This is a genomic window from Rhodoferax koreense, assembly GCF_001955695.1.
Taxonomy (GTDB): domain Bacteria; phylum Pseudomonadota; class Gammaproteobacteria; order Burkholderiales; family Burkholderiaceae_C; genus Rhodoferax_B; species Rhodoferax_B koreensis.
This window is the reverse complement of record NZ_CP019236.1, coordinates 522,291-544,407: the sequence shown is the minus strand read 5'-3', so window position 1 is coordinate 544,407 and position 22,117 is coordinate 522,291. Positions and strand designations below refer to the sequence as shown.

At 67.3% G+C, this 22,117-nt stretch carries 21 protein-coding genes; 12 read left to right on the top strand and 9 right to left on the bottom strand.

Annotated features, from left to right (window positions below; genetic code table 11):
- The first annotated feature begins 163 nt into the window (after nucleotides 1-163).
- The 10 genes from RD110_RS02615 (at nucleotide 164) to kdpE (ending at nucleotide 11,477) form a co-directional block, all read left to right on the top strand.
- Complete coding sequence (locus tag RD110_RS02615; protein WP_076196413.1) at nucleotides 164-2,551, top strand: putative bifunctional diguanylate cyclase/phosphodiesterase; 2,388 nt, start codon at nucleotides 164-166, stop codon at nucleotides 2,549-2,551.
- A gap of 128 nt (nucleotides 2,552-2,679) precedes the next feature.
- Complete coding sequence (locus tag RD110_RS28790; RefSeq protein ID WP_275425861.1) at nucleotides 2,680-2,808, top strand: hypothetical protein; 129 nt, start codon at nucleotides 2,680-2,682, stop codon at nucleotides 2,806-2,808.
- Entirely contained in the window at nucleotides 2,805-2,903 is a 99-nt protein-coding gene (kdpF, locus tag RD110_RS02610) for a K(+)-transporting ATPase subunit F (protein WP_076196411.1), read from the top strand. The genes RD110_RS28790 and kdpF overlap by 4 nt, the downstream gene beginning before the upstream one ends.
- Nucleotides 2,904-2,911: 8 nt before the next feature.
- The gene (kdpA, locus tag RD110_RS02605; RefSeq protein WP_076204281.1) at nucleotides 2,912-4,723 is read left to right on the top strand and encodes a potassium-transporting ATPase subunit KdpA; all 1,812 of its coding nucleotides are present in this window, start codon (nucleotides 2,912-2,914) and stop codon (nucleotides 4,721-4,723) included.
- 82 nt (nucleotides 4,724-4,805) lie between these two features.
- The gene (kdpB, locus tag RD110_RS02600; protein ID WP_076196409.1) at nucleotides 4,806-6,863 is read left to right on the top strand and encodes a potassium-transporting ATPase subunit KdpB; all 2,058 of its coding nucleotides are present in this window, start codon (nucleotides 4,806-4,808) and stop codon (nucleotides 6,861-6,863) included.
- A 10-nt stretch (nucleotides 6,864-6,873) separates the two neighbouring features.
- Nucleotides 6,874-7,446, top strand: coding sequence for a potassium-transporting ATPase subunit KdpC (gene kdpC, locus RD110_RS02595; RefSeq protein WP_076196407.1), 573 nt, complete (start codon nucleotides 6,874-6,876; stop codon nucleotides 7,444-7,446).
- 110 nt (nucleotides 7,447-7,556) lie between these two features.
- Nucleotides 7,557-7,796 carry a hypothetical protein gene (locus tag RD110_RS02590; protein WP_157900037.1) on the top strand — a complete coding sequence of 80 codons (240 nt, stop codon included), beginning with the start codon at nucleotides 7,557-7,559 and terminating at the stop codon, nucleotides 7,794-7,796.
- Entirely contained in the window at nucleotides 7,786-7,932 is a 147-nt protein-coding gene (locus RD110_RS27695) for a hypothetical protein (RefSeq protein ID WP_157900036.1), read from the top strand. The genes RD110_RS02590 and RD110_RS27695 overlap by 11 nt, the downstream gene beginning before the upstream one ends.
- Nucleotides 7,933-7,977: 45 nt before the next feature.
- Nucleotides 7,978-10,767: a DUF4118 domain-containing protein gene (locus RD110_RS02585; protein ID WP_076196405.1), complete on the top strand. Its 2,790-nt coding sequence runs from the start codon at nucleotides 7,978-7,980 to the stop codon at nucleotides 10,765-10,767.
- Between the two features lie 5 nt (nucleotides 10,768-10,772).
- On the top strand, nucleotides 10,773-11,477 hold the full coding sequence (kdpE, locus tag RD110_RS02580; protein WP_076196403.1) for a two-component system response regulator KdpE: 705 nt from the start codon (nucleotides 10,773-10,775) through the stop codon (nucleotides 11,475-11,477).
- Between the two features lie 103 nt (nucleotides 11,478-11,580).
- On the opposite strand, the gene RD110_RS02575 is transcribed toward kdpE, so the two are convergent.
- The 9 genes from RD110_RS02575 to RD110_RS02530 all read right to left on the bottom strand — a co-directional run bounded on the left by RD110_RS02575 (nucleotide 11,581) and on the right by RD110_RS02530 (nucleotide 20,165).
- Complete coding sequence (locus RD110_RS02575; RefSeq protein WP_157900035.1) at nucleotides 11,581-12,123, bottom strand: zinc metalloprotease; 543 nt, start codon at nucleotides 12,121-12,123, stop codon at nucleotides 11,581-11,583.
- A gap of 16 nt (nucleotides 12,124-12,139) precedes the next feature.
- Nucleotides 12,140-12,421, bottom strand: coding sequence for a hypothetical protein (locus tag RD110_RS02570; RefSeq protein ID WP_157900034.1), 282 nt, complete (start codon nucleotides 12,419-12,421; stop codon nucleotides 12,140-12,142).
- A 735-nt stretch (nucleotides 12,422-13,156) separates the two neighbouring features.
- Nucleotides 13,157-13,555, bottom strand: coding sequence for a D-ribose pyranase (rbsD, locus tag RD110_RS02560; protein ID WP_076196398.1), 399 nt, complete (start codon nucleotides 13,553-13,555; stop codon nucleotides 13,157-13,159).
- A complete protein-coding gene (rbsK, locus tag RD110_RS02555; protein ID WP_239467154.1) occupies nucleotides 13,552-14,481 on the bottom strand; it encodes a ribokinase in 930 nt (309 codons plus the stop codon). Before rbsK ends, rbsD begins: the two co-directional genes overlap by 4 nt.
- Before the next feature lie 20 nt (nucleotides 14,482-14,501).
- Nucleotides 14,502-15,518: a LacI family DNA-binding transcriptional regulator gene (locus RD110_RS02550; RefSeq protein ID WP_076196394.1), complete on the bottom strand. Its 1,017-nt coding sequence runs from the start codon at nucleotides 15,516-15,518 to the stop codon at nucleotides 14,502-14,504.
- Nucleotides 15,518-16,522, bottom strand: coding sequence for an ABC transporter permease (locus tag RD110_RS02545; RefSeq protein WP_076196392.1), 1,005 nt, complete (start codon nucleotides 16,520-16,522; stop codon nucleotides 15,518-15,520). The genes RD110_RS02550 and RD110_RS02545 overlap by 1 nt, the downstream gene beginning before the upstream one ends.
- Complete coding sequence (locus RD110_RS02540; protein ID WP_076196390.1) at nucleotides 16,519-18,114, bottom strand: sugar ABC transporter ATP-binding protein; 1,596 nt, start codon at nucleotides 18,112-18,114, stop codon at nucleotides 16,519-16,521. The genes RD110_RS02545 and RD110_RS02540 overlap by 4 nt, the downstream gene beginning before the upstream one ends.
- Before the next feature lie 153 nt (nucleotides 18,115-18,267).
- Nucleotides 18,268-19,221, bottom strand: a complete 954-nt coding sequence (locus RD110_RS02535) for a sugar ABC transporter substrate-binding protein (protein ID WP_076196388.1) — start codon at nucleotides 19,219-19,221, stop codon at nucleotides 18,268-18,270.
- Between the two features lie 209 nt (nucleotides 19,222-19,430).
- Nucleotides 19,431-20,165, bottom strand: a complete 735-nt coding sequence (locus RD110_RS02530; RefSeq protein ID WP_076196386.1) for a GntR family transcriptional regulator — start codon at nucleotides 20,163-20,165, stop codon at nucleotides 19,431-19,433.
- A 143-nt stretch (nucleotides 20,166-20,308) separates the two neighbouring features.
- On the opposite strand from RD110_RS02530, the gene RD110_RS02525 reads away from it, so the two are divergent.
- Together RD110_RS02525 and RD110_RS02520 are read left to right on the top strand one after the other, a co-directional pair.
- Complete coding sequence (locus RD110_RS02525) at nucleotides 20,309-21,340, top strand: ABC transporter substrate-binding protein (RefSeq protein ID WP_076204277.1); 1,032 nt, start codon at nucleotides 20,309-20,311, stop codon at nucleotides 21,338-21,340.
- Nucleotides 21,337-22,113 (top strand): ABC transporter permease, encoded by a 777-nt coding sequence (locus RD110_RS02520; RefSeq protein ID WP_076196384.1) that lies wholly within the window; start codon nucleotides 21,337-21,339, stop codon nucleotides 22,111-22,113. Before RD110_RS02525 ends, RD110_RS02520 begins: the two co-directional genes overlap by 4 nt.
- Nucleotides 22,114-22,117: the final 4 nt, after the last annotated feature.

Sequence of the window (22,117 nt, the reverse complement as noted above, 5' to 3'; positions counted from 1 at the left end):
ACACGCACGCGGCCATATTTCACGGTCGCCGGCTCATTCTTCGAGCCCGCCCGATTATTCTGGGTCGAATCCCCGCCATCAGGTAGATTCACAAAAAGTTACGTCTTCCCTTTCCACCCCGCCTCATGCACATCGCCCGCCGTAGCCCGGACTGGATCCATGAATGAAATGGTGGCCGGCCTTCGCTGACTGGCGTCTTTCGACGCGCATCGTGATCCTCTCGCTCGCGCTGCTGCTGGTGGTGCAGGCGACCAGCCTGCTGGTGGTCCATGCCAGCATCGAACGCAACGCGCGCAACCAGGTCGCGCGTGAACTGGCCATCGCCGAGCGCATCTTCAGGAGCCTGGTCGATCAACGGACACAGCGCCTGTCCCAAGGCGCGGCGGTGCTGTCCACCGATTTCGGATTTCGCGCAGCCGTGAACTCGCACGACACGGAAACCATCAAGTCGGCACTGGACAACCACGGAGACCGCACCGGAGCCAAGGTCGCGGCCTTCCTCGACACCAGCCTGAAGCCGCTCGCGGTCAACGATGGCGAAACCACGCTGGACGCCGCCCTGCTGCGGCAGATCGCCACGCCGCTGCAGAACAAGGACACCGGCAGCCAGCTAGCGGTGATCGGCGGCCGGCCCTACCTGTTCGTCATGGTGCCGATGCGTGCGCCGGTGCTCATCGGCTGGATCCTGATGGGCTTTCCCACCGAACAGGCGCTGGTCGACAACCTCTACCAGCTCTCGGGCGCGCGCATGGCGCTGCAGGCAGTCGACTCGGCCGGGCCGGCCAGCATCGTGATGAACACGCTGCCGCCCGAAAACCTGCGCGATCTCCTGAAGGCTGGACTCGGTGTGACCGAATTCAGGAGCCAAGGCGACACGCTGATCATCCGCCACCTGAGCCTGAGCGTCATCGGCGGTGAACTCGACCTGTTGCTGCTGCATTCTCTGGAACAGGCGGTCGGGCCATTCAACCAGTTGCAGCTGACGCTGCTGGTGATCACCGGCCTGGGCCTGCTGTTGTTCGGCCTGGGCAGCGCCTGGACCGCCCGTCGCGTGACCACGCCGCTGCGCTCCCTGGTCGAGGCCGCGGAAAGGCTGGGCGAAGGCCACTACGACCAGCGCATGGAACACATGGCGCGGCGCGACGAGATCGGCGACCTGGCCAATGCGTTCGACCGCATGCGCATGAACATCGCCATCAGCCAGAACGAAATCCAGCAACTCGCCTACTGGGACCGGCTCACCCGGTTGCCGAACCGCGTGCGTTTTCGCGATGCGGTGAAGGAAGCGATCGCCACGCGGCAGGAAGTCAATCTCGCCCAGCGCAGCCCGCTGGCCGTGGTCACGCTGAACCTGGACCGCTTCAAACACGTGAACGACGTGCTCGGCTACGCCCTCGGCGACCGGCTGCTCAAGGCCGTGGCCGAACGCCTGCTGATACAGGTCGAACACCAGGAAGCGGCAGTGGTGGCGCGCCTGGGCGGCGACGAATTCGCGGTGCTGCTGCCCACAGCCGGCGCCGCGGCGGCCATGGCCGTGGCCCAGCGCATCGTGCGTTCGTTCGAGATCCCGCTCACCTACGACGACCAGACGGTCGATCTCAGCGCCAGCATCGGCATCGCCTGCTGGCCCGAACACGCCGTCGATGTGGACGCGCTGCTGAGCCGCGCCGAGATCGCGATGTACACCGCCAAACGCAACACCACGGTGACGCAGCTCTACGACGCGGCACTCGATTCGTCGAGCACGCAGACCCTGTCGCTGCTGTCCGAACTGCGCCATGCGGTGCAGAACCACGAGCTGCGGGTCTTTCTGCAGCCCAAGATCTCGCTCAAGACCGGCGAGGTGGTGGCCGCCGAAGCGCTGGTGCGCTGGCAACATCCGACCCGCGGGCTGATCCCGCCGATGGCCTTCATCCCCTTTGCCGAGCAGACCGGCTTCATCCGCCAGATCACGCTGTGGGTGTTCGACGAGGTGGCGCGCCAGTGGGACAGCCTGCAGCCGGCGGCCCCCCGGGGCCAGCCTCTGCGCGTGGCCATCAATCTCTCCACGCGCGACCTGATGGACCCTGATTTCCCGGCCAAGCTCGCGGTGCTGCTGGCCACCCACGGCGCGTCATCCGCTTCCTTCTGCCTGGAGATCACCGAAAGCGCCATCATGGACGATCCGCTGCGTGCCGAGACCACGCTGAACCAGTTGTCCGAACTCGGCTTCAAGCTGTCGATCGACGACTTCGGCACCGGTTATTCGTCGCTGGCCTACCTGAAGCGCCTGCCGGTCGATGAGCTGAAGATCGACAAGTCCTTCGTGATGGGCATGGGGAACGACCCCGACGACGGCAAGATCGTGCGCTCCACCATCGATCTGGCGCACAACCTCGGCCTGAACGTGGTCGCCGAGGGGGTGGAGACCGCCGCAGCCTGGGAGCTGCTGCGCGAACTGAGCTGCGACGAGGCGCAGGGCTACCACATGGGCAAACCCATGCCGGTCGCCGAGTTCCCGGCCTGGCGCGAGCGCTGGCTGCAGCGCTACGAAACCGAAAACCTCTCCTAGGCCCTGGTCGGGTGCGACGGAGCGCCGTCCCCGTTTTGATACTTTCTTGATACGCCCGGGCCGACTCTCTGCGCCGTTTTGACACCTGTTTTCCTAAGCTTCGTGCATCGAAGTTTCAAGGAATCGACGTGTCTCAATTGGGTATGGATGTCATCTGGACCGCGGCGATCGCGCTGCTGTGGATCGCGATGGTGTGGTTGGCGCTGGCTTTCGACAAGCTGGCCAAGCGCGCCGAACGACCCGGAGCGAAGTCATGATTTCACTCGAAGTGTTGTATGGCTTCGGCGGTCTTTGCGCCGTGCTGTTGCTGGCCTATCTGGTCTATGCGCTGATCTGCGCCGAGGAGTTTTGATGTTCCTCATGTCATCTTCGGCGTGGCTTTTGCTCGCCCTCTTCCTCGTCGTGCTGCTGGCCGCGGCCTGGCCGCTCGGCCTCTGGCTGGCTCGCCTCAGTGCCGGCCGCCTGCCGCGTTTCATGCAGCGTGTGGAAGCGCCGCTGTACCGGCTCGCCGGCGTCGCGCCAGAGCAGTCCATGCCCTGGAAAACCTATGCGCTGTCGCTGCTCGCGTTCAGCGCGCTTGGCGTGTTCGCCGTCTACCTGCTGCAGCGCCTGCAAGGCGTGTTGCCGCTGAACCCGGCCGGCATGGCTGCCATCACGCCCGACTCGGCCTTCAACACCGCGGTGAGCTTCGTCACCAACACCAACTGGCAGGGTTACGGCGGTGAGTCGGCGATGAGCTACCTCACGCAGATGCTCGCCCTCACGGTGCAGAACTTCGTCTCGGCGGCCGTCGGCATCGCCGTGGTGTTCGCGCTGATCCGCGGCTTCGCGGCCAAGTCCACGGCCGTGATCGGCAACTTCTGGGTCGACATCACCCGCATCACCTTGTGGCTGCTGCTGCCGCTGTCGCTGGTGTTCGCGCTGTTCCTCGCGGGCAACGGCGTGATCCAGAATTTCGACGCGTACAAGGACGTGGCCACGCTCGAGACCACGGCCTACCAGGTGCCCAAGCTCGGCGCCGATGGCCAGCCGCTGAAGGACGCGGCCGGTGCGCCGGTCATGGAAGACAAGACCACGCCCACGCAGACCCTGGCCATGGGCCCGGTGGCCTCGCAGGAAGCCATCAAGATGCTCGGCACCAACGGCGGCGGCTTCTTCAACGCCAACTCGGCGCACCCGTACGAGAACCCGACCGCGCTGACCAACTTCCTGCAGATGCTGGCGATCTTCCTGATCCCGGCCGCTTTGTGCTTCGCCTTCGGTCGCGAGGTCGGCGACCTCCGCCAGGGCTGGGCCGTGCTGGCCGCGATGACGGTGATGTTCGTCATCGCCGTGTTGTGCATCATCCCGCCCGAGCAGACCGGCAACCCCTTGCTGCCGCCGCTCGGCGTGGACCAGATCGCCAACGCCACCGGAGCCGCCGCACAGTCCGGCGGCAACATGGAAGGCAAGGAGGTGCGCTTCGGCATCAACGCCTCCAGCCTGTTTGCCGTGATCACCACCGCTGCGTCGTGCGGCGCGGTCAACGGCATGCACGACTCGCTCACGCCCCTTGGCGGCATGGTGCCGCTGGTGATGATGCAGCTCGGCGAGGTGGTGTTCGGCGGCGTCGGCACCGGCCTGTACGGCATGCTGGTCTTCGCCATCCTGGCGGTGTTCATCGCCGGCCTGATGATCGGCCGCACGCCCGAATACCTGGGCAAGAAGATCGAAGCGCACGAGATGAAGCTGGCCTCGGTCTGCATCCTCGTCACGCCCATCGTGGTGCTGGTCGGCGCCGCGGTGGCCGTGTTGGCCGCCGATGGACGCGCCGGCGTCGCCAACCCCGGCGCGCACGGCTTCTCGGAAATCCTCTACGCGCTGACCTCGGCCGGCAACAACAACGGCAGCGCCTTCGCGGGCCTGTCGGCGAACACGCCGTTCTACAACACGCTGCTCGGCCTGGCGATGTGGTTCGGCCGCTTCGGCGTGATCGTGCCGGTGCTGGCGATTGCCGGCGCCCTGGCCGCCAAGAAGCGCCTGCCGGTGACGGCCGGGACCATGCCCACGCACGGCCCGCTGTTCGTCACCCTGCTGATCGGCACGGTGCTGCTGGTTGGGCTGCTGAACTACGTGCCGGCACTCGCGCTCGGCCCGATGGTCGAGCACCTGATGCTCTGGGCCAAACCATGAATGCTATTTATTTGGTAGCTGCCTGTGCAATATCCGATTGCGCTAGCGCCCTATTTCGCTTGAATCTTCGAAAGACCTCCCTATGAACACCGCAAAGCCCCTGGTGTTGTTCGACCCCGCCCTGCTCAAGCCCGCGCTGGCCGCCACCTTCGCCAAGCTGAGCCCGCGTGTGCAGTGGCGCAACCCGGTGATGTTCGTCGTCTACATCGGCAGCATCGCCACCACGCTGCTGTGGCTGCAGTCGCAGGCGCAGTCGGGATTCATCCTGGCCGTCTCGATCTGGCTGTGGTTCACCGTGCTGTTCGCCAACTTCGCCGAGGCGCTGGCCGAAGGCCGCAGCAAGGCGCAGGCGGCCTCGCTGCGCGGCTTGAAGAAGAGCACCTGGGCCAAGAAGCTCAAGGAACCGAAACACGGTGCGACGTGGCTCCCGGAGCAAGCAGAGAACCTGCGCAAGGGCGACGTGGTGCTGGTCGAAGCCACCGACATGATCCCGCTCGACGGCGAAGTCATCGAAGGCGTGGCCTCGGTGGACGAGAGCGCCATCACCGGCGAATCGGCCCCGGTGGTGCGCGAATCGGGCGGCGACTTCTCGTCGGTGACCGGCGGCACGCGGGTGCTCTCCGACTGGCTGGTGGTGCGCATCACGGTGAACCCCGGCGAATCCTTCCTCGACCGCATGATCAGCATGGTCGAAGGGGCGAAGCGCCAGAAGACGCCCAACGAGATTGCGCTGACCATCCTGCTGGTGGCGCTGACCATCGTGTTTCTGGTCGTCACCGTGACGCTGCTGCCGTATTCGATCTACAGCGTGGATCAGGCGCAGGCCGGTACCGTGGTCAGCCTCACGGCCTTGACGGCGCTGCTGGTGTGCCTGATCCCGACCACCATCGGCGGCCTGATGTCGGCCGTGGGTGTGGCCGGCATGAGCCGCATGATGCAGGCCAACGTGATCGCCACCTCGGGCCGTGCGGTGGAAGCCGCGGGCGACGTGGACGTCTTGCTGCTCGACAAGACCGGCACCATCACCCACGGCAACCGCCAGGCCACAGGTTTCCTGCCGGCCCCCGGCGTGACGCTGGCGCGCCTGGGTGCGCTGGCCATGCAGGCCTCGATGGCCGACGAAACCCCGGAAGGCCGCAGCATCGTGGCGCTGGCGCAGAAGGCCGGTCATGCGCAGACGCTCGCCGGCAAGGTCACGGAGATTCCCTTCACGGCGCAGACGCGCATGAGCGGCATCGACGTGGAAACGGAGGGCCAGTTGCGCCAACTGCGCAAGGGCGCGGTGGATGCGATCCGCAAACACGTGGAAGCCCACGGCGGCAGCCTGCCGGTCGAACTGGCGCGCGCCGCGGAGGAAGTCGCCCGCCGCGGCAGCACGCCGCTGGCGGTGAGCGAAGGCAGCCAGGTGCTCGGCATCGTCGAACTCAAGGACATCGTCAAGGCCGGCATCAAGGAACGTTTTGCCGAACTGCGCCGCATGGGCATCAAGACGGTGATGATTACCGGCGACAACAAGCTCACGGCCGCGGCCATCGCCGCCGAGGCCGGCGTGGACGACTTCCTGGCCGAGGCCACGCCGGAGGACAAACTCAAGCTGATCCGCAGCTACCAGAGCGAAGGCCGCCTGGTGGCCATGACCGGCGACGGCACCAACGACGCCCCGGCACTGGCCCAGGCCGACGTGGCCGTGGCCATGAACAGCGGCACGCAGGCGGCCAAGGAGGCCGGCAACATGGTCGACCTGGACTCGAACCCGACCAAGCTGCTGGAGATCGTGGAGACCGGCAAGGCGCTGCTCATGACGCGCGGCTCGCTCACCACGTTCTCCATCGCCAACGACGTGGCCAAGTACTTCGCCATCATCCCGGCGATTTTCGTCTCCACCTATCCGCAACTGAGCGCGCTCAATGTGATGCAGCTGGCGAGCCCTTCGTCGGCCATCCTGTCGGCGGTGATCTTCAACGCGCTGATCATCGTCTTCCTGATTCCGCTGGCGCTCAAGGGCGTGCGTTACCGGGCCGTGGGCGCGGCCGCACTGTTGCGCCGCAACCTCGCGATCTACGGCCTCGGCGGCCTGGTCGTGCCCTTCATCGGCATCAAGGCCATCGACCTGCTGCTGTCCGCCGTCGGCCTGATCTAAGGAAACCCTCATGAACAAGATATTCCGCCCAGCCCTGGTGAGTCTGGTCACCATGACCCTCATCACCGGCCTGGCCTACCCCGTTGTCGTCACCGGCGCCGCCAAGGCGCTGTTTCCGGCGCAGGCGGCCGGCAGCCTGATCGAGCGCGACGGCAAAACCATCGGCTCCACGCTGATCGGCCAGAACTTCTCCGACCCGAAGCACTTCTGGGGCCGGCCCTCGGCCACGGCGCCGATGGCCTACAACGCGAGTGCTTCCGGCGGCTCCAACCAGGGCCCGCTGAACCCCGCGCTGCAGGACGCCGTGAAGGCCCGCATCGCCGCGCTGCGCGAAGCCGACCCGGGCAACACCGCGGCCGTGCCGGTCGACCTGGTCACGGCCTCGGCCAGCGGCCTGGACCCGCACATCAGCCCCGCCGCCGCGCAGTACCAGGCGGCGCGTGTGGCGCGGCTGCGTGGCCTGCCGGCCGACAAGGTGCAGGCGCTGATCGCGCAGAACACCGAGCAGCCGCTGTGGGGCGTGCTCGGCGAGGCCCGCGTGAACGTGCTGCAACTGAATCTGGCGCTGGAGGCGCTGCGTTAAGCATTCGAGGGAACACCATCGCCTATGCCGCCTATTCGGAACGTTGGGGTTCGTCGCTGCGGGGCATCGCGCCACGCCGCCGACCGGTTTTCGTGGTGATGGACATCACCGTGCCCAGCCGCGACGCCTGTCCCGTGCGCCGCGCGCTGGCCCACGGCTCCGGCGCGGGCATCCTGCGCTGCGTGCCGCTGCCGCACGACCGGCTGGTGCGCCTCGAAGTGCATCTGCCGCTCGGACAGGAGGCGGCAGTGATGCAATGCGTCATCGGCTGCGTGCCCTGCGGCCAGATTGGCCCTGTACGGACCTGGGACGAACACCTGACGCACCACGGACTGGCCCATGGCCACTGATCTCGCGGCAGCACTCTGCGCCCTGGCGGCCTTCGCGCTGCCGGTCGGCCTGGCCTGGCTGCTGGTCGCGCGCGGCGATCGGCGGGGATCGGCCAAAGACGGCCGGACGCCGCCGCCGTCGCGGCCAAGACGGTGATACCCTGCCGCTGCGGCTGAAGCCCCCGCCACGAAAGACCGCCCCTTGGCCCAGAACCACGACCACCGCCCCGACCCCGACCAGTTGCTGGAGAAGCTGCGCGGCGTCGAAGCCCGGGCGCAGCGCGGCAGGCTGCGCATCTACTTCGGCGCGAGTGCGGGCGTGGGCAAGACCTACGCCATGCTCAGCGCCGCGCAGCGCGCGCACCAGGCCGGTGACGACGTGGTGGTCGGCCTGGTCGAGACCCATGGCCGCGCCGACACCGCCGCGCTGCTGGCCGGCCTGCCTAACCTGCCGCTGCGCGACGTGGCCTACCGTGGCCGCACGCTGAAGGAATTCGACCTCGACAGCGCGCTCGCGCGCCGACCCGCGGTGCTGCTGGTCGATGAACTGGCGCACTCCAATGTCGATGGCTCGCGCCACCCCAAGCGCTGGCAGGACGTGGAGGAACTGCTGGCCGCCGGCATCGACGTCTGGTCCACCCTCAACGTGCAGCACCTGGAAAGCCTGAACGGCACGGTGGGCGCCATCACCGGCATCCGGGTGCACGAGACCGTGCCCGACACCGTACTCGACGGGGCCGACGAAATCATCCTGGTCGACGTCACGCCCGACGAACTCATCACCCGTCTGAAGGCCGGCAAGGTCTATCTGCCCCAGCAGGCCGAACGCGCTGCGCAGAACTTCTTCCGCAAGGGCAACCTGATCGCGCTGCGCGAGATCGCCCTGCGCCGCACCGCCGAACACGTGGAAGACGACGTGCGCAGCTACCGCGTCGAGCATTCCGGCCCGGCCCATGCGCCGGCCGGCGCGCTGCCGGTGTGGAACACCTCGGGGGCCATCCTGGCCTGCATCGGCCCCGAAGCCGGCGCCGAGCAGACCGTGCGCACCGCCGCCCGCATGGCTGGCCAGCTCAACGTGCGCTGGCATGCGGCCTATGTGGAGACGCCGCGGCTGCAGCGGCTCGGGCGCCAGCAGCGCGACCACATCCTGGCCGTGATCCAGCTCGCCGAGGAACTCGGCGCCGACACCGCCGTGCTCGCCGGCCCCGACGCCGCGGCCGAACTCGTGGCCCAGGCCCAGGCGCTGAACTGCGCCACGCTGGTGGTGGGCCGCCCCCGCCTGCGTGCGAGCGCGCTGCCCGCGTGGCTGAGTCTGGCGCAGGGGCGCACCATGACGCGGCGCCTGGCCACGCTGGCACCCACGGTCGACATCGTCGAAGTCGGCCAGGTGGACAGCACGCGCCGCATGTCACGCGCCGTGCCGATGGCCCCCACGGCGCCCGGTGACCGGACGGAAGGCGCCGGTGGCGCGGAACGCCGCGCCGACGAGGGCCGCGACCCGATCGCCTGGTGGGGTTACGCCTGGGCCGTGGCCGTCTGCATCGCCGTCACGGCGCTGGCCACGCCGCTGGTGCATTTTTTCGACCTGGCCAACATCGTGATGCTGTTCCTGCTCGGCGTGGTGGGCGTGGCCATGCGCTTCGGCCGCGGGCCGGCGGCGCTGGCGGCCTTCCTCAACGTGGCGGCGTTCGACTTCTTCTTCGTCGCGCCGCAGTTGTCGTTCTCGGTGGGCGATGCGCAATACCTGGTGACCTTCGTGGTCATGCTCGCCGTCGGCCTGCTGATCGGCCAGCTCACGGCCGGCCTGCGTTTCCAGGCGCGCATCTCCAGCAGCCGGGAACGGCGCGCGCGCTCGCTGTTCGAACTCACACGGGATCTTTCCGCGGCGCTGATGCCGGTCCAGGTGGCTGAACTCGGCGCGGCGGCCGTGCAGCGCGACTTCGGTGGCCAGGCCCTGGTGCTGGTGACGGGCGAGGACGACCGCCTGCTGCTACCCGCCGTGCATCCGCCCGGCTTCGACGCGAGCGTGGCCGACTGGTCGCTGCGCAACGCCCAGCCCGCGGGCCTGGCCACGTCCACCCTCTCGGCCCAGACCTGGCACTACGTGCCCTTGCGCGCGCCGATGCGCACGCGCGGCGTGCTGGCGCTGCAGCCAGCGCAGGCGCGCTGGCTGCTGATCCCCGAGCAGGTGCAGCAGCTCGACACCCTCGCACGCCAGATCGCCATCGCGCTGGAGCGCGTGCACTACGTCGAGGTGGCGCAGCAGGCCGTGGTGCAGATCGAATCCGAGCGCCTGCGCAACGCGCTGCTGGCCGCCATCTCGCACGACGTGCGCACGCCGCTGACCGCCCTCATCGGCCTGGCTGAAACCCTGCAGCGCGCCGAGCCGCCGCTGGCGCCCGAGCAGGCCGATATCGCCCAGGCCATGGGCCGCGAAGCGCGCGAACTCGCCGCACTGGTGACCAACCTGCTCGACATGGCGCGGCTGCAGAACGGCGGCGTGCACCTGCGTAGCGAATGGCAGTCGGTGGAGGAAGTGGTGGGCGGCGCCATCCGCGCGGCTCAGCACGCCCTGGGCGGCATGGCCGTGCGCACCCACATCCCCGCCGACCTGCCCCTGGTGGAATTCGACGCCGTGCTGATGGAACGCGTGCTCGTGAACCTGCTGGAGAACGCCGCCAAATACGGCGCCGCGCCGATCGAAGTGACCGCCAGCGCCACGCCCGACACGCTGCGCCTGGCCGTGCGCGACCACGGCCCCGGCCTGCCCGCCGCGCTGCTCGGCAAGGAAGACACCTTGTTCGAGAAGTTCACGCGCGGCGCGGCGGAATCGGCCACGCCCGGCGTCGGCCTGGGCCTGGCCATCTGCAAGGCCGTGGTGGATGCGCACCAGGGGAACATTGGCGCCGCCAACGCCGCCGACGGCGGTGCAGAATTCACCATCGAACTGCCGCGCCGCGATCCGCCCGCGCTGGCCGAAGCCCCGGAATAAAAGCCATGTCCAGCCCCACCGCCATCCTGATCGAAGACGAGCCGCAGATCCGCCGCTTCGTGCGCGCCGCCCTCGAGGCCGAGGGCTGGCAGGTGTTCGAAGCCGCCACCGCGCAACGCGGCCTGCTCGATGCCGGCACGCGCAAGCCCGACCTGGTGGTGCTCGACCTCGGCCTGCCCGACAGCGATGGACTGGAAGTGATCCGCGACGTGCGCGGCTGGTCGGCCGTGCCCATCATCGTGCTCTCCGCCCGCGCCGATGAGGCCGACAAGATCGCCGCGCTCGACGCTGGCGCCGACGACTACCTCACCAAACCCTTCGGCACCGGCGAGCTCATGGCCCGCGTGCGCGCCACCCAGCGCCGCCCGCGCGCCGCGCAGGGCTCGGAGTCCGCCAGCGGTGACGAGGAATCGGTGTTCCGCTTCGGCGACGTGGAAGTCGACCGCGCCGCCCGCCTGGTACGCCGCGCCGGTGCCGAAGTGCACCTCACGCCCACCGAATACCGGCTGCTCGGCGTGCTCATCGCCAACACCGGCCGCGTGCTCACGCAGCGCCAGCTGCTGCGGGAAGTGTGGGGGCCGTCACATTCGGAGCAGGCGCATTACCTGCGGGTGTACATGGGGCATCTGCGGCAGAAGCTGGAGGTGGATCCGGCGCAGCCGAGGCATTTGTTGACGGAGACGGCGGTGGGGTATCGGTTGGTGCGGTGAGGAGAACGCCCAAGGTAAGTTGCTCCGTAAGGAAAGTAGCGACTGAAGAACCCCAGCCCGATACGCGTTGGCATCCGCTTGACAGACAGTCAGGCTGCGCAGATCAGCTACGGCGTTTTCGAAGCTCTGACAGCGCTTGTTTGGCAATGACAAGCAGGCGAGCACCATCGCTCCCCTGGAATGGCGCAAGGTTCACGAGCATGTACACGATGTTCACGCCTATGAGAGCGAACACTGCGCTATTCACGACAATGCTCTGAGACGAGCCATCAACCAGCAAGAAGCCGATGGTGATCACCAAGACGAGCAGCTGAGCAAGCAGCCCGCCCGCCGCCAAAAAAGCTGCGTGCGATAGCCGTCTCGGCACGTCCGAGATGCAGCAGCCGCCATAGCCTGACAAGACGATGGCGTGCACTTTCAAAGAGCAAATCCGTGCGACTACTGCGTGACCCACCTCGTGGAGAACGAGCAGCGTCACCAGGCATAAGAGCACAGCGAGATAGTTGGCAACGCCTGAACCACCTGCGTGTTTTGCAGGAAGGTAGGCAATAGCGGCCCCCAGGAATGGCAGCGACCAATTCACATAGATTGGAACGCCGCGGATGACCATCCGAAGGCTTGGGCCTGGAGGGCGGATGTGCTTCATTGATGCCCAACGAAGCTCAGCGGGCGGTAAAGCCGTCCGCTGGCGCGACCTGTTGGCCCGACAAGTTACCTTCGTCACCTGTGTTCCTCCTGCCGCCGCCGCAATCCTGGCGAAGCAAGCTCTCTATTCGAACAAGCGCATCGTTCGTCCGCTTCATTTCCGCCAGCTGTGCCTCGCCCAGCTGCTTCATCTCCGTGACGTGCTGTTTGTAGCTCATAGCGCCGCCCTTTTTCATCAAAAAAATCCAAACGGCAATGAGGAGGAGCATTGGCCCCCAGCTAATTAGAAACTTGATCACGAGTGGGTCCGCTTGAAGGAAGGGTTAGCGCGCATTCTGACTGGACACGACATGCCTGACACCAAGGATGAGTAAGGCTAACGCCCCGGAGCCAAGACAAAACCAGTGCAGCGCGGACAGAGAGATGACTCGAAAGAGCGGGTTGGATTCGCTGAACGGCGCAAATGGCGTGATGTCGGAGTGCATGACGCTGTCGAGGACGATATGTGAATAGGTTCCTGCCGCTGCGCCTAGCGCTACAGCCAGGAGGCTCAAAGACTGCCACTTGAACGGATTCGGGAGCTAGTGCCGGCGAGCAAACCAACGGCAAGCGAGAAACAGTGCGAAAGCTAGCAGTGCCACCAATGAGGCGCCCACATAGGTATGAAAGAAGCGATGCAAACGCTCTTGATCCGTGAGCATGTAGTACAACGGCTCAATGTCTATCAGGACATTGGCTGTGCAGAAGGCTAGAAAGCTCACGTGCTTGGGCGCGACGGCGTGGATCGCCGCTCCCGGACCGAAGTGAAACGGCGTAATGGGCATGCTCTGCTGCGCGCTAACGTGATTTCGTTTTCATCCCCGAAATTTAACCACCAAGAGGGCGCCCTCGTCATGGGCCTCCTCAGCGAATATTGCCCCGTGCCCGCTGGCGTTTTCTGGTGATACGGTACAAAAAAACAGTTTAACCAGGGACCTCCGACGCTCCGCGTGGCCGCCTGATTCGGCCCGGCAGCGTTCGCCCGCCCCATACCCTCAGAACGTCACCCCCGCACACAAAACAATGTTCGCATACGGCGTGCACTCCCCCGTGCGCACCACGGCCTTGGCGCTGGCGGTCATGCGTTTCAACTCCTCGTGCGACACCAGTTCCGGCGTCACGCTCAACTGGCCCGCGCACCAGGCGGGCAGTGCGCCCTTCTGCTCGCGCGCCAGGGTTTCGCTGGCCAGCACCACACGCTCCACCTGCATCTCTGTCAGCACGGCGCGCAGCACGTCGGCCAGCGGCGGCAGGCCGGAGGTGACGGCGAGGTCGATGCGCTGCGGTCCATTGGGGATCGGCAGCCCGGCATCCCCCAGCACCAGCATGTCGCCGTGGCCGAGCGACGCGATGACGCGGGAGAGTTCGGCGTGCAGCAGGGCGGTGCGTTTCACAGCGGGCTCCAGGCGGCGGCCGGCGGGCTTTGCAGCACTTCGGCGCGGGTGGGGATGGAGGGCTGCGCGCCGGGCCGGGTGACGCACAGGGCGGCGGCGCGGATGCCCAGGGCGGCGGCTTCGTCGAGCGTCTGGTTGGACGCCAGCGCCACGGCCACGGTACCGAGGAAGGTATCGCCGGCGGCTGTGGTGTCGACCACCTTGACCTGTGGCGCGGGGTGGTGGCGTGCGCCGTCGGCATCCACGGCCACAGCGCCGGCCGCGCCCAGGGTGACGATGACCCGCGCCACGCCGCGTGCGCGCAATGCGGCACCGGCTTCGGCGGCCTCAATCGGCGTGGCGACGCTGCGCCCGGCCAGCGCACCGGCTTCCACCTCGTTGACGACCAGCGTGTCGATCAGCGGCCACAACGCGGCGTCGAAGGGCTGCATCGGCGACGGGTTCAGCACCACCTTGCAGCCCGCGCCATGCGCCAGTTCCATGCCGCGCTGCACCTGCGCGAGCGGGGTTTCGAACTGGGTGACGAACACCTGCGCACCGGCCAGCCGGGCCTGCAGCGCCGCTTCGTCGAACTGCAGCTTGGCATTGGCGCCGGCAATCACCACGATGCGGTTCTGGCCCGAGTCTTCGACCAGGATCACGGCGGTGCCGGTGGGGGCGGCGAGGTCGGTGTAGAGCGCGTCGGTGTCGATGCCGTCTTCCTGCAGGGCGCTGCGCAGGGCTTCGCCGTCGGCGTCGGCACCGATGCAGCCGACCAGGCTCACCTGGGCGCCCTGGCGCGCGCAGCTCACGGCCTGGTTGCCGCCCTTGCCGCCCGGGATGCGGTGGATCGACTGGCCGTGCAGGGTTTCGCCGGCCGCGGGGGCGTGCGGCACCCGGAGCACCAGGTCCATGTTGAGGCTGCCGAGCACGACGATGTGGGGCATGGGATGGGAAGGATCTGGGTTCATGGGGACTGGGGGGTGAAACGTGCGGTGGAGGCCCGCACGCGGAGCTCGGGTTGCAGCACCAGCTTGCGCATCTCGCGCCGGCGCCCGTCCACGCGTTCGAGCAGCATGTCGACCGCGAGGGCGCCGATGAGGTGTTTGGGCTGGGCCACGGTGGTCAGCGGCGGGCAGGTGTAGGCGGCGAGTTCGATGTCGTCGAAGCCGACGATGGAGATGTCGTCGGGCACGCGCAACCCGCTTTCGTGGAGGGCGCGCAGCGCGCCGATGGCCATGAGATCGTTGCAGACGAACACGGCCGAGGGCCGGTGCGCACCGCGCAGGATGGCGTGCATGGCCTCATAGCCGCCCTGGCTGGTGAAGCCGCCGCGCCACAACATGGCGCCCGCGTCCGAGGCGGCGCCCGACTCGGACAGCGCCAGCCGCCAGCCTTCGATGCGCTGCTCGCCGGCCGAGACATGCTCGGGCCCGCCGATGCAGGCGATGCGCCGGTGGCCGAGCGACAGCAGGTGCCGCACCGCGAGCAGGCCGCCGTCCCTGTGTGCCGTCTCGACCAGGTCGCAGCCAGGGTCGTCGATCTCGCGGTCGAGCAGCACGGTGGGCATGGGCAGGCCGCGCAGCTGGCTCACCAGCGCTTCGTCGTCACCGGTGGAGACGACGATCAGGCCGTCGATGCGGCGCTCGGCCAGCACCTTGAGGTAGACGCTCTGGCGCGAGGATTCGTCTTCGGTATTGCACAGGATCAGCGTGTAGCCGGCGGCGAAGCAGCGGTCTTCCACCACGCGCACGATCTCGGCGAAATACGGGTTGGAGCTATTGGGCGTGAGCATGCCCAGCGTGCGCGTGGTGTTGCTCTTCAAGCTGCGCGCCACGGCGCTCGGCACGTAGCCGAGCGCACGGATCGCCGCTTCGACGCGCGTGCGCCCCTCCAGGCTCACATGACGCGTGTCGTTGACGACGTGCGACACGGTGGTGACCGAAACACCGGCGTGCAGCGCCACGTCCCGGATGGTGGCCATCAAAGACCTTTTCTATCCGCACGCCGCTGGCGCAGCGTGTCGATGATGACGGCCACCACGATCACGGCGCCGGTGATGATGCGTTTGCTTGGCTCGCTCGCGCCGACCTGGGCCAGCCCGGCTTCGAGCACGGCGATGATCAGCACGCCGAAGAAGGTGTTGACCACCGAGCCGCGCCCGCCCATGAGGCTGGTGCCGCCGATGACCACGGCGGCGATCACCTGCAGCTCGATGCCGACGCCGGCGTTCGGGTCCGCCGCCTCGAGCCGCGCCGACTGCATGAGCCCGGCCAGGCCGGCGAGCAGCCCGGTGAGCGCGAAGACGATGATGCGGATCGGCCGCGGGTCGATGCCGGCCAGGCGCATGGCTTCCTCGTTGGTGCCGATGCCCACCACCTGGCGGCCGAACACCGTGCGCGTGAGCACCAGCTGCGCCACGACGACCAGCACCACGGCCAGCACGAAGGCGACCGAGATGCCGCCGATCCACGGCGCGGCCAGGCCCGAGATGGCGTCGCCCACGTACTGGGTACGCGAATCCGTCACGAGGTAGGCACCGCCGCGCACGGCCTCCAGCATGCCCAGCGAGACGATGAAGCTCGGCAGGCGCCAGGCCACCGATACGGCGCCAGTCACCGTGCCGCAGACCAGGCCGGTGGCCAGGCCGAGCAGCGCGGCCAGCGGTACCGCCAGCTTCCACTGCAGGATGGCCGCCGCCGTGACGGCCGCGCTGAGCGCGAGCACCGAGCCGACCGAGAGGTCGATGCCGGCGATGATCAGCACGAAGGTCATGCCCACGGCCATCACCGCGAGCGCGGGGATTTCGTTGGCGATGGAGACGAAGGTGTCGCGCGTGAGGAAGTATTCGCTCATCGAGCCGAACAGCGCGATCATGCCGACGAGCACGGCGGTGAGGCCGAGGTAGGTGCCGAGCTGGCCCCTGAACGCAGATGAGGCGGACGGCGCGTCGGACTTGGCGGGAACGGGGTTAGCGGCAGCGTTCATGGTGTGACGGCGGTGGCCGGGGTCGAAAGAGTCGTAGAAGTGAGGTGTGGGTCGCCACGCCCGGCCGCATCGCTGAAAGCCGCGGCCAGCAGCGATTGCTCGCTCCATTGGCCGCGCTCGAACACGGCGACGAGGCGGCCCGCGCTCATCACGCCGATGCGGTCGCACATGGCCATGAGTTCGCGCAGATCGCTGGAGACCATCAGCAGGGCCTTGCCGGCATCGGTCATGCGGTCGAGTTCGGCGTACAGGTCGGCACGCGCGCCAACGTCCACGCCGCGTGTGGGCTCGTCGAGCAGCAGCACCTTGCATTCGCGGTGCAGCCAGCGTGCGAACACCACCTTCTGCTGGTTGCCGCCACTGAGCGTGGAGACGGGTTGTTCGATGTTGCGCGAGCGCACGCGCAGCAGGGTCGAGAGGCGTTGCGCAATGCCGCGCTCCTTGGCGCGCTGCAGCCAGCCGCCGCGCGAGATGGCGCCCAGGTCGCTGAGCGTGGTGTTGACGCGGATCGATTGCGGAAGCAGCAGGCCTTGCGACTTGCGGTCTTCGGTGACGAGGCCGATGCCGGCGCGGATGGCCTGCATGGGCGAGCGCCAGCCCTTGCGCACCTGCTGGGTCACCTGGCCGTTGGCATGCAGCGTGATCTCGCCGCGGTCCGCACGGTCGGCGCCGAACAGCAGCCGCACGAGTTCGGTCCGGCCCGATCCGACCAGGCCGGCCAGGCCCATGACTTCCCCGGCGCGCAGTTCGAGATTCACATCGCGCACGGCCTGCGCGCGGCCGATGCCACGCGCCGTCAACAGCACCGGGCCGGCCACGCGGCGCGCACGGCCCTCGTCCTGCAGCACCTCGCGCCCGACCATGCGCTGCACGAGCTCCTCTTCGCGCAGGCCGGCCATGGCTCGCACGTCGACGAGGCGGCCGTCACGCAGCACGGCCACGCGGTCGGCGATGCGCTGCAGCTCTTCCAGGCGGTGCGACACGTAGACGATGGCCACGCCGCGCGCCTTCAGCAGGTCGATCTGCTCGAAGAGATGCGTGGTCTCGCGCGGCGTGAGCATGGCGGTCGGCTCGTCGAGCACCAGCACACGCGTGTCGTCCTGCAGGTTGCGCGCGATCTCCACCATCTGCTGCTGGCCGATGCCAAGGCGCGACACCTTGGTGGCCGGATCGATGCCGTGCATGCCGATCTTGGCCAGTTGGCGCGCGGCCTGCGCATGCAGCTCGGCGCGGTCGATCCAGCCGGCGCGGTTCGGCAGGCGGTCGAGCAACAGATTCTCGGCCACCGACAGCGTGCTCACCAGGCCCAGCTCCTGCATCACCATGCGCACGCCGAAGCGTTCGGCATCGCGGCGCGAGGTCGGCCGGAAGGCCTGGCCGCCAAGCAGCATCTGCCCGCGCGTGGGCGGCACCAGGCCGCAGACGATCTTGGACAGCGTGCTCTTGCCCGCGCCGTTCTCGCCGGTGAGGGCCAGCACCTCGCCAGCGTTCAACACCAGCGAAACGTCGTCGAGCACCGGCGCGGCGTAGTCCTTGCCGATGGTGCTCAGGGTGAGCACGGGCGTGGCGGGGCTCACGGCCACGCCGCCCATTCGAGCCGTTCGGCCTGAGCTTGTCGAAGGCTTGTGCGCTCAAGGCACGGCTTCGACAAGCTCAGCCCGAACGGTGTTTTTCCCGGTTGAACCGTGTGGGGGCAAGAGGTCATGGCAGCGCGGGCGCGGTGACCCGCGCCCGTCCCGGTTTTTTTACTTGGAGGCTTTGGTGACCAGGACCACGTCGGTCTTCACCACGGCGGGCATGTCGGCCTGCTTCTTCTTGTCGGCGATGGCCTTGAGCGCGGTCTCGATGCCGAACACGGCCTGCTTCGCGGCGAACTGGTCGGCGGTGGCGAGCACGCGGCCATCGGCCAGCATCGGCTTGATGGCGCCGATGTTGTCGTAGCCGACGACCAGCACCTTGCCGGTCTTGCCCGCGGCCTTGACCGCCGCCACGGCGCCGAGCGCCATGCTGTCGTTGCCGGCCAGCAGCGCCTTCAGGTCGGGGTGCTCGCGCATCATGCCGGCGGCCACGGTGTTGCCCTTGTCGATTTCCCACTGGCCGGACTGCACGCCGACGACGGTCATGCCGCCGGCCTTCATCGCGTCCTGGTAGCCCAGCGTGCGCTGCTGCGCATTGAAGGTGGTGGACACACCTTCGATGATGCCGACCTTGTCGCCGGCCTTGAGTTCCTTGGCCAGTGCATCGCCCACGAGTTTGGCACCGGCGCGGTTGTCGGGGCCGACGAAGGGCACCAGGATGCCCTTTTCCTTGAGCGCATCGGCGTCGAGCTGGTTGTCGATGTTGACCACCAGGATGCCCTTGTCGATGGCGGCCTTGATGACCGGCACCAGGGCCTTGGAATCGGCCGGCGCGATGACCAGCGCGTTGATCTTCTGCGCCACCATCTGCTCGACCATCTTGATCTGCGCGGCGGTGTCGGTCTCGTCCTTGATGCCGTTGGCCACCAGGGTGTATTCGGCGGCGTGGGCCTTCTGGTGCGCCTTGGCGCCGTCTTCCATGGTGCGGAAGAATTCGTTGGCCAGCGACTTCATGACCAGGGCGACCTTGGGCTTTTCCTGCGCGAAGGATGGCGTGGCGGCGAAGGCGCCGAGCAGGCTCAGGGCAACGGCGCCTTGGACGGCGCGACGGGTGAACTTCATGGATGTCTCCTTGGAATGAGCGTCGGCACACAGGCCGGGGGACGCGATGTTATCAAAAGCAAACGTTTGCGCAAACGTTTGCGGCACCAGGATTACCCTGATGCCGACGGGGCAAAACGCGCTTGAAACCAGCCTGCCGTCGCACCAAAACGGCGAGCCGGCTCATTTTCCGCGCCACTTTGAGGCGTTGGCGTTAGCTCGCAACCCGGCTATCGAGGCGCGGAGTTGCCGGCGCCCTGGCCGAAAATTGCGCGCAAATCCGTCTTGTCGCTGACTTTGCGGTCGAGATTCAGGCTCTCTTCCAGGTCGTCGAGGTGCCGCCGCATCAGGTCGATCGCCTTCCTCAAACGGTGCGCACGCAGGTGTTCGATCAGCTTGCCATGGTCGTCGTGCCAGCAGCCCATTTCGCTGACGTTGTCGTAGAGGCTGGTGACCAGCGACGTGCGCGCCACCAGTTGCCGCACCTGATCGGCCAGGATGGCATTGCCCGCCACTTCGGACAGGATCAGGTGGAACTGCCCCGAGAGCCGCACCGCTTCGCGCATGCGGCCGGCGTGGCGGTGGGCATCCTCGTCGGTGATGCATTTGGTCAGCAGCTTGAAGTCGGCGCCCGAGGCACGCGCCGCCGCCAGTTCGACCACGCCGGCTTCGATGGCCTTGCGCGCGGCGAAGATCTCGCGCGCTTCCTGTGCGTCGGGACTGGCCACGAAGGCGCCACGGTTGGGCTGCATGCGTACCAGTTGCTCGAAAGCCAGCCGCGCGAAGACCCGCTCCATCTCGCGCCGCGAGATCTTGAAGGCGTCGCACATCGCCAGTTCGTTCAGCCGCGTGCCCGGCATCAGCCGCTGGTCGACGATGGCCTCCACCACGCTGGTGTAGACCTGGTCCACGGTGGGCGCCGTGCCTGCTGCCCGGTCCTTTTTGCCGACGGTTTGTTTCGTCATCTTGCGTCCTTGGAGTCATCTGAAAATTGCGCGCAATCTCATGCAGTTATTGTGCCAATTTTTACTTTGAAATCGCAAACAAAACTGGCACGCCGGTTGCTTTGAAGCCATGGCAATACCGCATCTCTTGGCTGGAGGACATCATGGCCCGCTCTTTTCATCTGAAATCGTTCCTCACGCTGGGCGCGCTGGCGCTGGGGGTTCTGGGCCAGGCCAGCGCACAGCCGGCGTTGACCGAAGTCAAGCTGTCGCTGAACGCACCGTTCGACGGCAGCAACGCTGCCTTCTTCCTGGCCGCCGAAAAAGGCTACTACGCGGCCGAAGGCCTGACGGTGAACATGGACCCCTCGGGCGGCTCCGGCGAGGCCGTGACCCGCATCGGCGGCGGCGCCTACGACTTCGGCTTCGCCGACGCCAACGTGCTGCTCGACTTCAACGCCCGCAACCCGGCCAGCGCCGGCAAGGCGGTGTACATGCTGTATTACCGCTCCCCGCTGGCGATTGCGAGTTTCACCAAGGCCGGCATCAACAAGCCCGCCGACCTGGCCGGCAAGAAGATCGGCGGCGCACTCAGCGACGGTGCCTACAAACTCTTCCCGGTCTATGCCAATGTGACCGGCATCAAGCCCGACGCCGTGAAATGGGAATACGGCGACCTGCGCCTGCGCGAAGCCATGCTGCTCAAGGGCGACGTGGACGGCATCCTCGGCTTCGACTCCACCATGTACTTCGGACTGACCAAGCAGGGCATCAAGCCGGCCGACATCAAGTTCCTCTACTACGCCGACGCCGGCATGGACATCTACGGCAATGCCATCGTCGCTTCCAAGAAGATGGTCGAGACCAAGCCGGGCGTGGTGAAAGGGTTCGTCGCCGCCTCCGCCAAGGGCTGGCGCGACGCCATTGCCAATCCGGCCGCCGCGATTGCCGCGCTGAAGAAGGTGAACCCGCTGACCAACGAACAGCTCGAACTCGAGAAGCTGCAGTGGCTGATCAAGAACCAGATCGTCACGGCCGAGTCGAAGGCCGATGGCATTGGCGGCGTGCGCAAGGAGCGGCTCGACAAGTCCGTCGAGGTCTTGTCCAAGGCCTTCGAACTGCCCGGCAAGTCGGTGGGCGCCGACATCTTCAGCAACGCGTTCCTGCCCGCGGCCGACGTGCGCAAGCTGCCATGAGCATACGCCCTCGCACGCTCGAAAACGCCATGCCGTGGTGCTTCGTGATCGGCCTGCTGCTGGCGTGGGAAGCCGTGTGTGTGCTGTTCGACGTACCGCCCTTCCTGCTGCCGAGCCCGCACGCCATCGCGCTGTCGATGCGCCAGTGGACCGGCCCGATCCTGGAGAACGCCGGCTTCACGCTGCTCTCGACGCTGGCCGGCTTCGTGCTGGCCGTGGTGCTCGGCGTGGCGCTGGGCGTGGGCATCGGCTCGTCACGCCTGGTGTACCGCGGCCTGTACCCGGTGCTGGTGGCCTTCAACAGTGTGCCCAAGGTGGCGGTGGTACCGGTGTTCGTGATCTGGTTCGGCGCGGGCACGGTCCCGGCCATCCTCACCGCCTTCATGGTGTCGTTCTTCCCCATCGCGGTGAACATCGCCACCGGCCTGGCCACGGTGGAGCCGGAACTGCTCGACGTGTTGCGCGCGCTGGGTGCGAGCCGGCGCGACATCCTGGTGAAGATCGGCTTTCCGCGTTCCATGCCTTATTTCTTCGCCTCGCTGAAGGTGGCGGTGACGCTGGCCTTCGTCGGCGCGATCATCTCCGAGACGGTGGCCTCCAAACGCGGCATCGGCTACCTGATGATGGCCGCCACGTCGAACTTCGACACGCCCCTGGTTTTCGCCGGGCTGATCGTCACCTCGGTAATGGGCGTCGCGATGTACGCCATCTTCGCGCTGATCGAAAAACGCACGACCTTCTGGTCGCAGCGCGACGGCGGCATGTTGTCCTGATCGG

Excerpts from the sequence above, each read along its gene's own strand:
- RD110_RS02615 (WP_076196413.1), top strand. The coding sequence starts at position 164 with ATGAAATGGTGGCCGGCCTTCGCTGACTGGCGTCTTTCGACGCGCATC.
- kdpF (WP_076196411.1), top strand. The coding sequence starts at position 2,805 with ATGATTTCACTCGAAGTGTTGTATGGCTTCGGCGGTCTTTGCGCCGTG.
- kdpA (WP_076204281.1), top strand. The coding sequence starts at position 2,912 with ATGTCATCTTCGGCGTGGCTTTTGCTCGCCCTCTTCCTCGTCGTGCTG.
- kdpB (WP_076196409.1), top strand. The coding sequence starts at position 4,806 with ATGAACACCGCAAAGCCCCTGGTGTTGTTCGACCCCGCCCTGCTCAAG.
- kdpC (WP_076196407.1), top strand. The coding sequence starts at position 6,874 with ATGAACAAGATATTCCGCCCAGCCCTGGTGAGTCTGGTCACCATGACC.
- RD110_RS27695 (WP_157900036.1), top strand. The coding sequence starts at position 7,786 with ATGGCCACTGATCTCGCGGCAGCACTCTGCGCCCTGGCGGCCTTCGCG.
- kdpE (WP_076196403.1), top strand. The coding sequence starts at position 10,773 with ATGTCCAGCCCCACCGCCATCCTGATCGAAGACGAGCCGCAGATCCGC.
- RD110_RS02575 (WP_157900035.1), bottom strand. The coding sequence starts at position 12,123 with ATGAAGCACATCCGCCCTCCAGGCCCAAGCCTTCGGATGGTCATCCGC.
- rbsK (WP_239467154.1), bottom strand. The coding sequence starts at position 14,481 with ATGCCCCACATCGTCGTGCTCGGCAGCCTCAACATGGACCTGGTGCTC.
- RD110_RS02550 (WP_076196394.1), bottom strand. The coding sequence starts at position 15,518 with ATGGCCACCATCCGGGACGTGGCGCTGCACGCCGGTGTTTCGGTCACC.
- RD110_RS02545 (WP_076196392.1), bottom strand. The coding sequence starts at position 16,522 with ATGAACGCTGCCGCTAACCCCGTTCCCGCCAAGTCCGACGCGCCGTCC.
- RD110_RS02540 (WP_076196390.1), bottom strand. The coding sequence starts at position 18,114 with ATGGGCGGCGTGGCCGTGAGCCCCGCCACGCCCGTGCTCACCCTGAGC.
- RD110_RS02535 (WP_076196388.1), bottom strand. The coding sequence starts at position 19,221 with ATGAAGTTCACCCGTCGCGCCGTCCAAGGCGCCGTTGCCCTGAGCCTG.
- RD110_RS02530 (WP_076196386.1), bottom strand. The coding sequence starts at position 20,165 with ATGACGAAACAAACCGTCGGCAAAAAGGACCGGGCAGCAGGCACGGCG.
- RD110_RS02525 (WP_076204277.1), top strand. The coding sequence starts at position 20,309 with ATGGCCCGCTCTTTTCATCTGAAATCGTTCCTCACGCTGGGCGCGCTG.
- RD110_RS02520 (WP_076196384.1), top strand. The coding sequence starts at position 21,337 with ATGAGCATACGCCCTCGCACGCTCGAAAACGCCATGCCGTGGTGCTTC.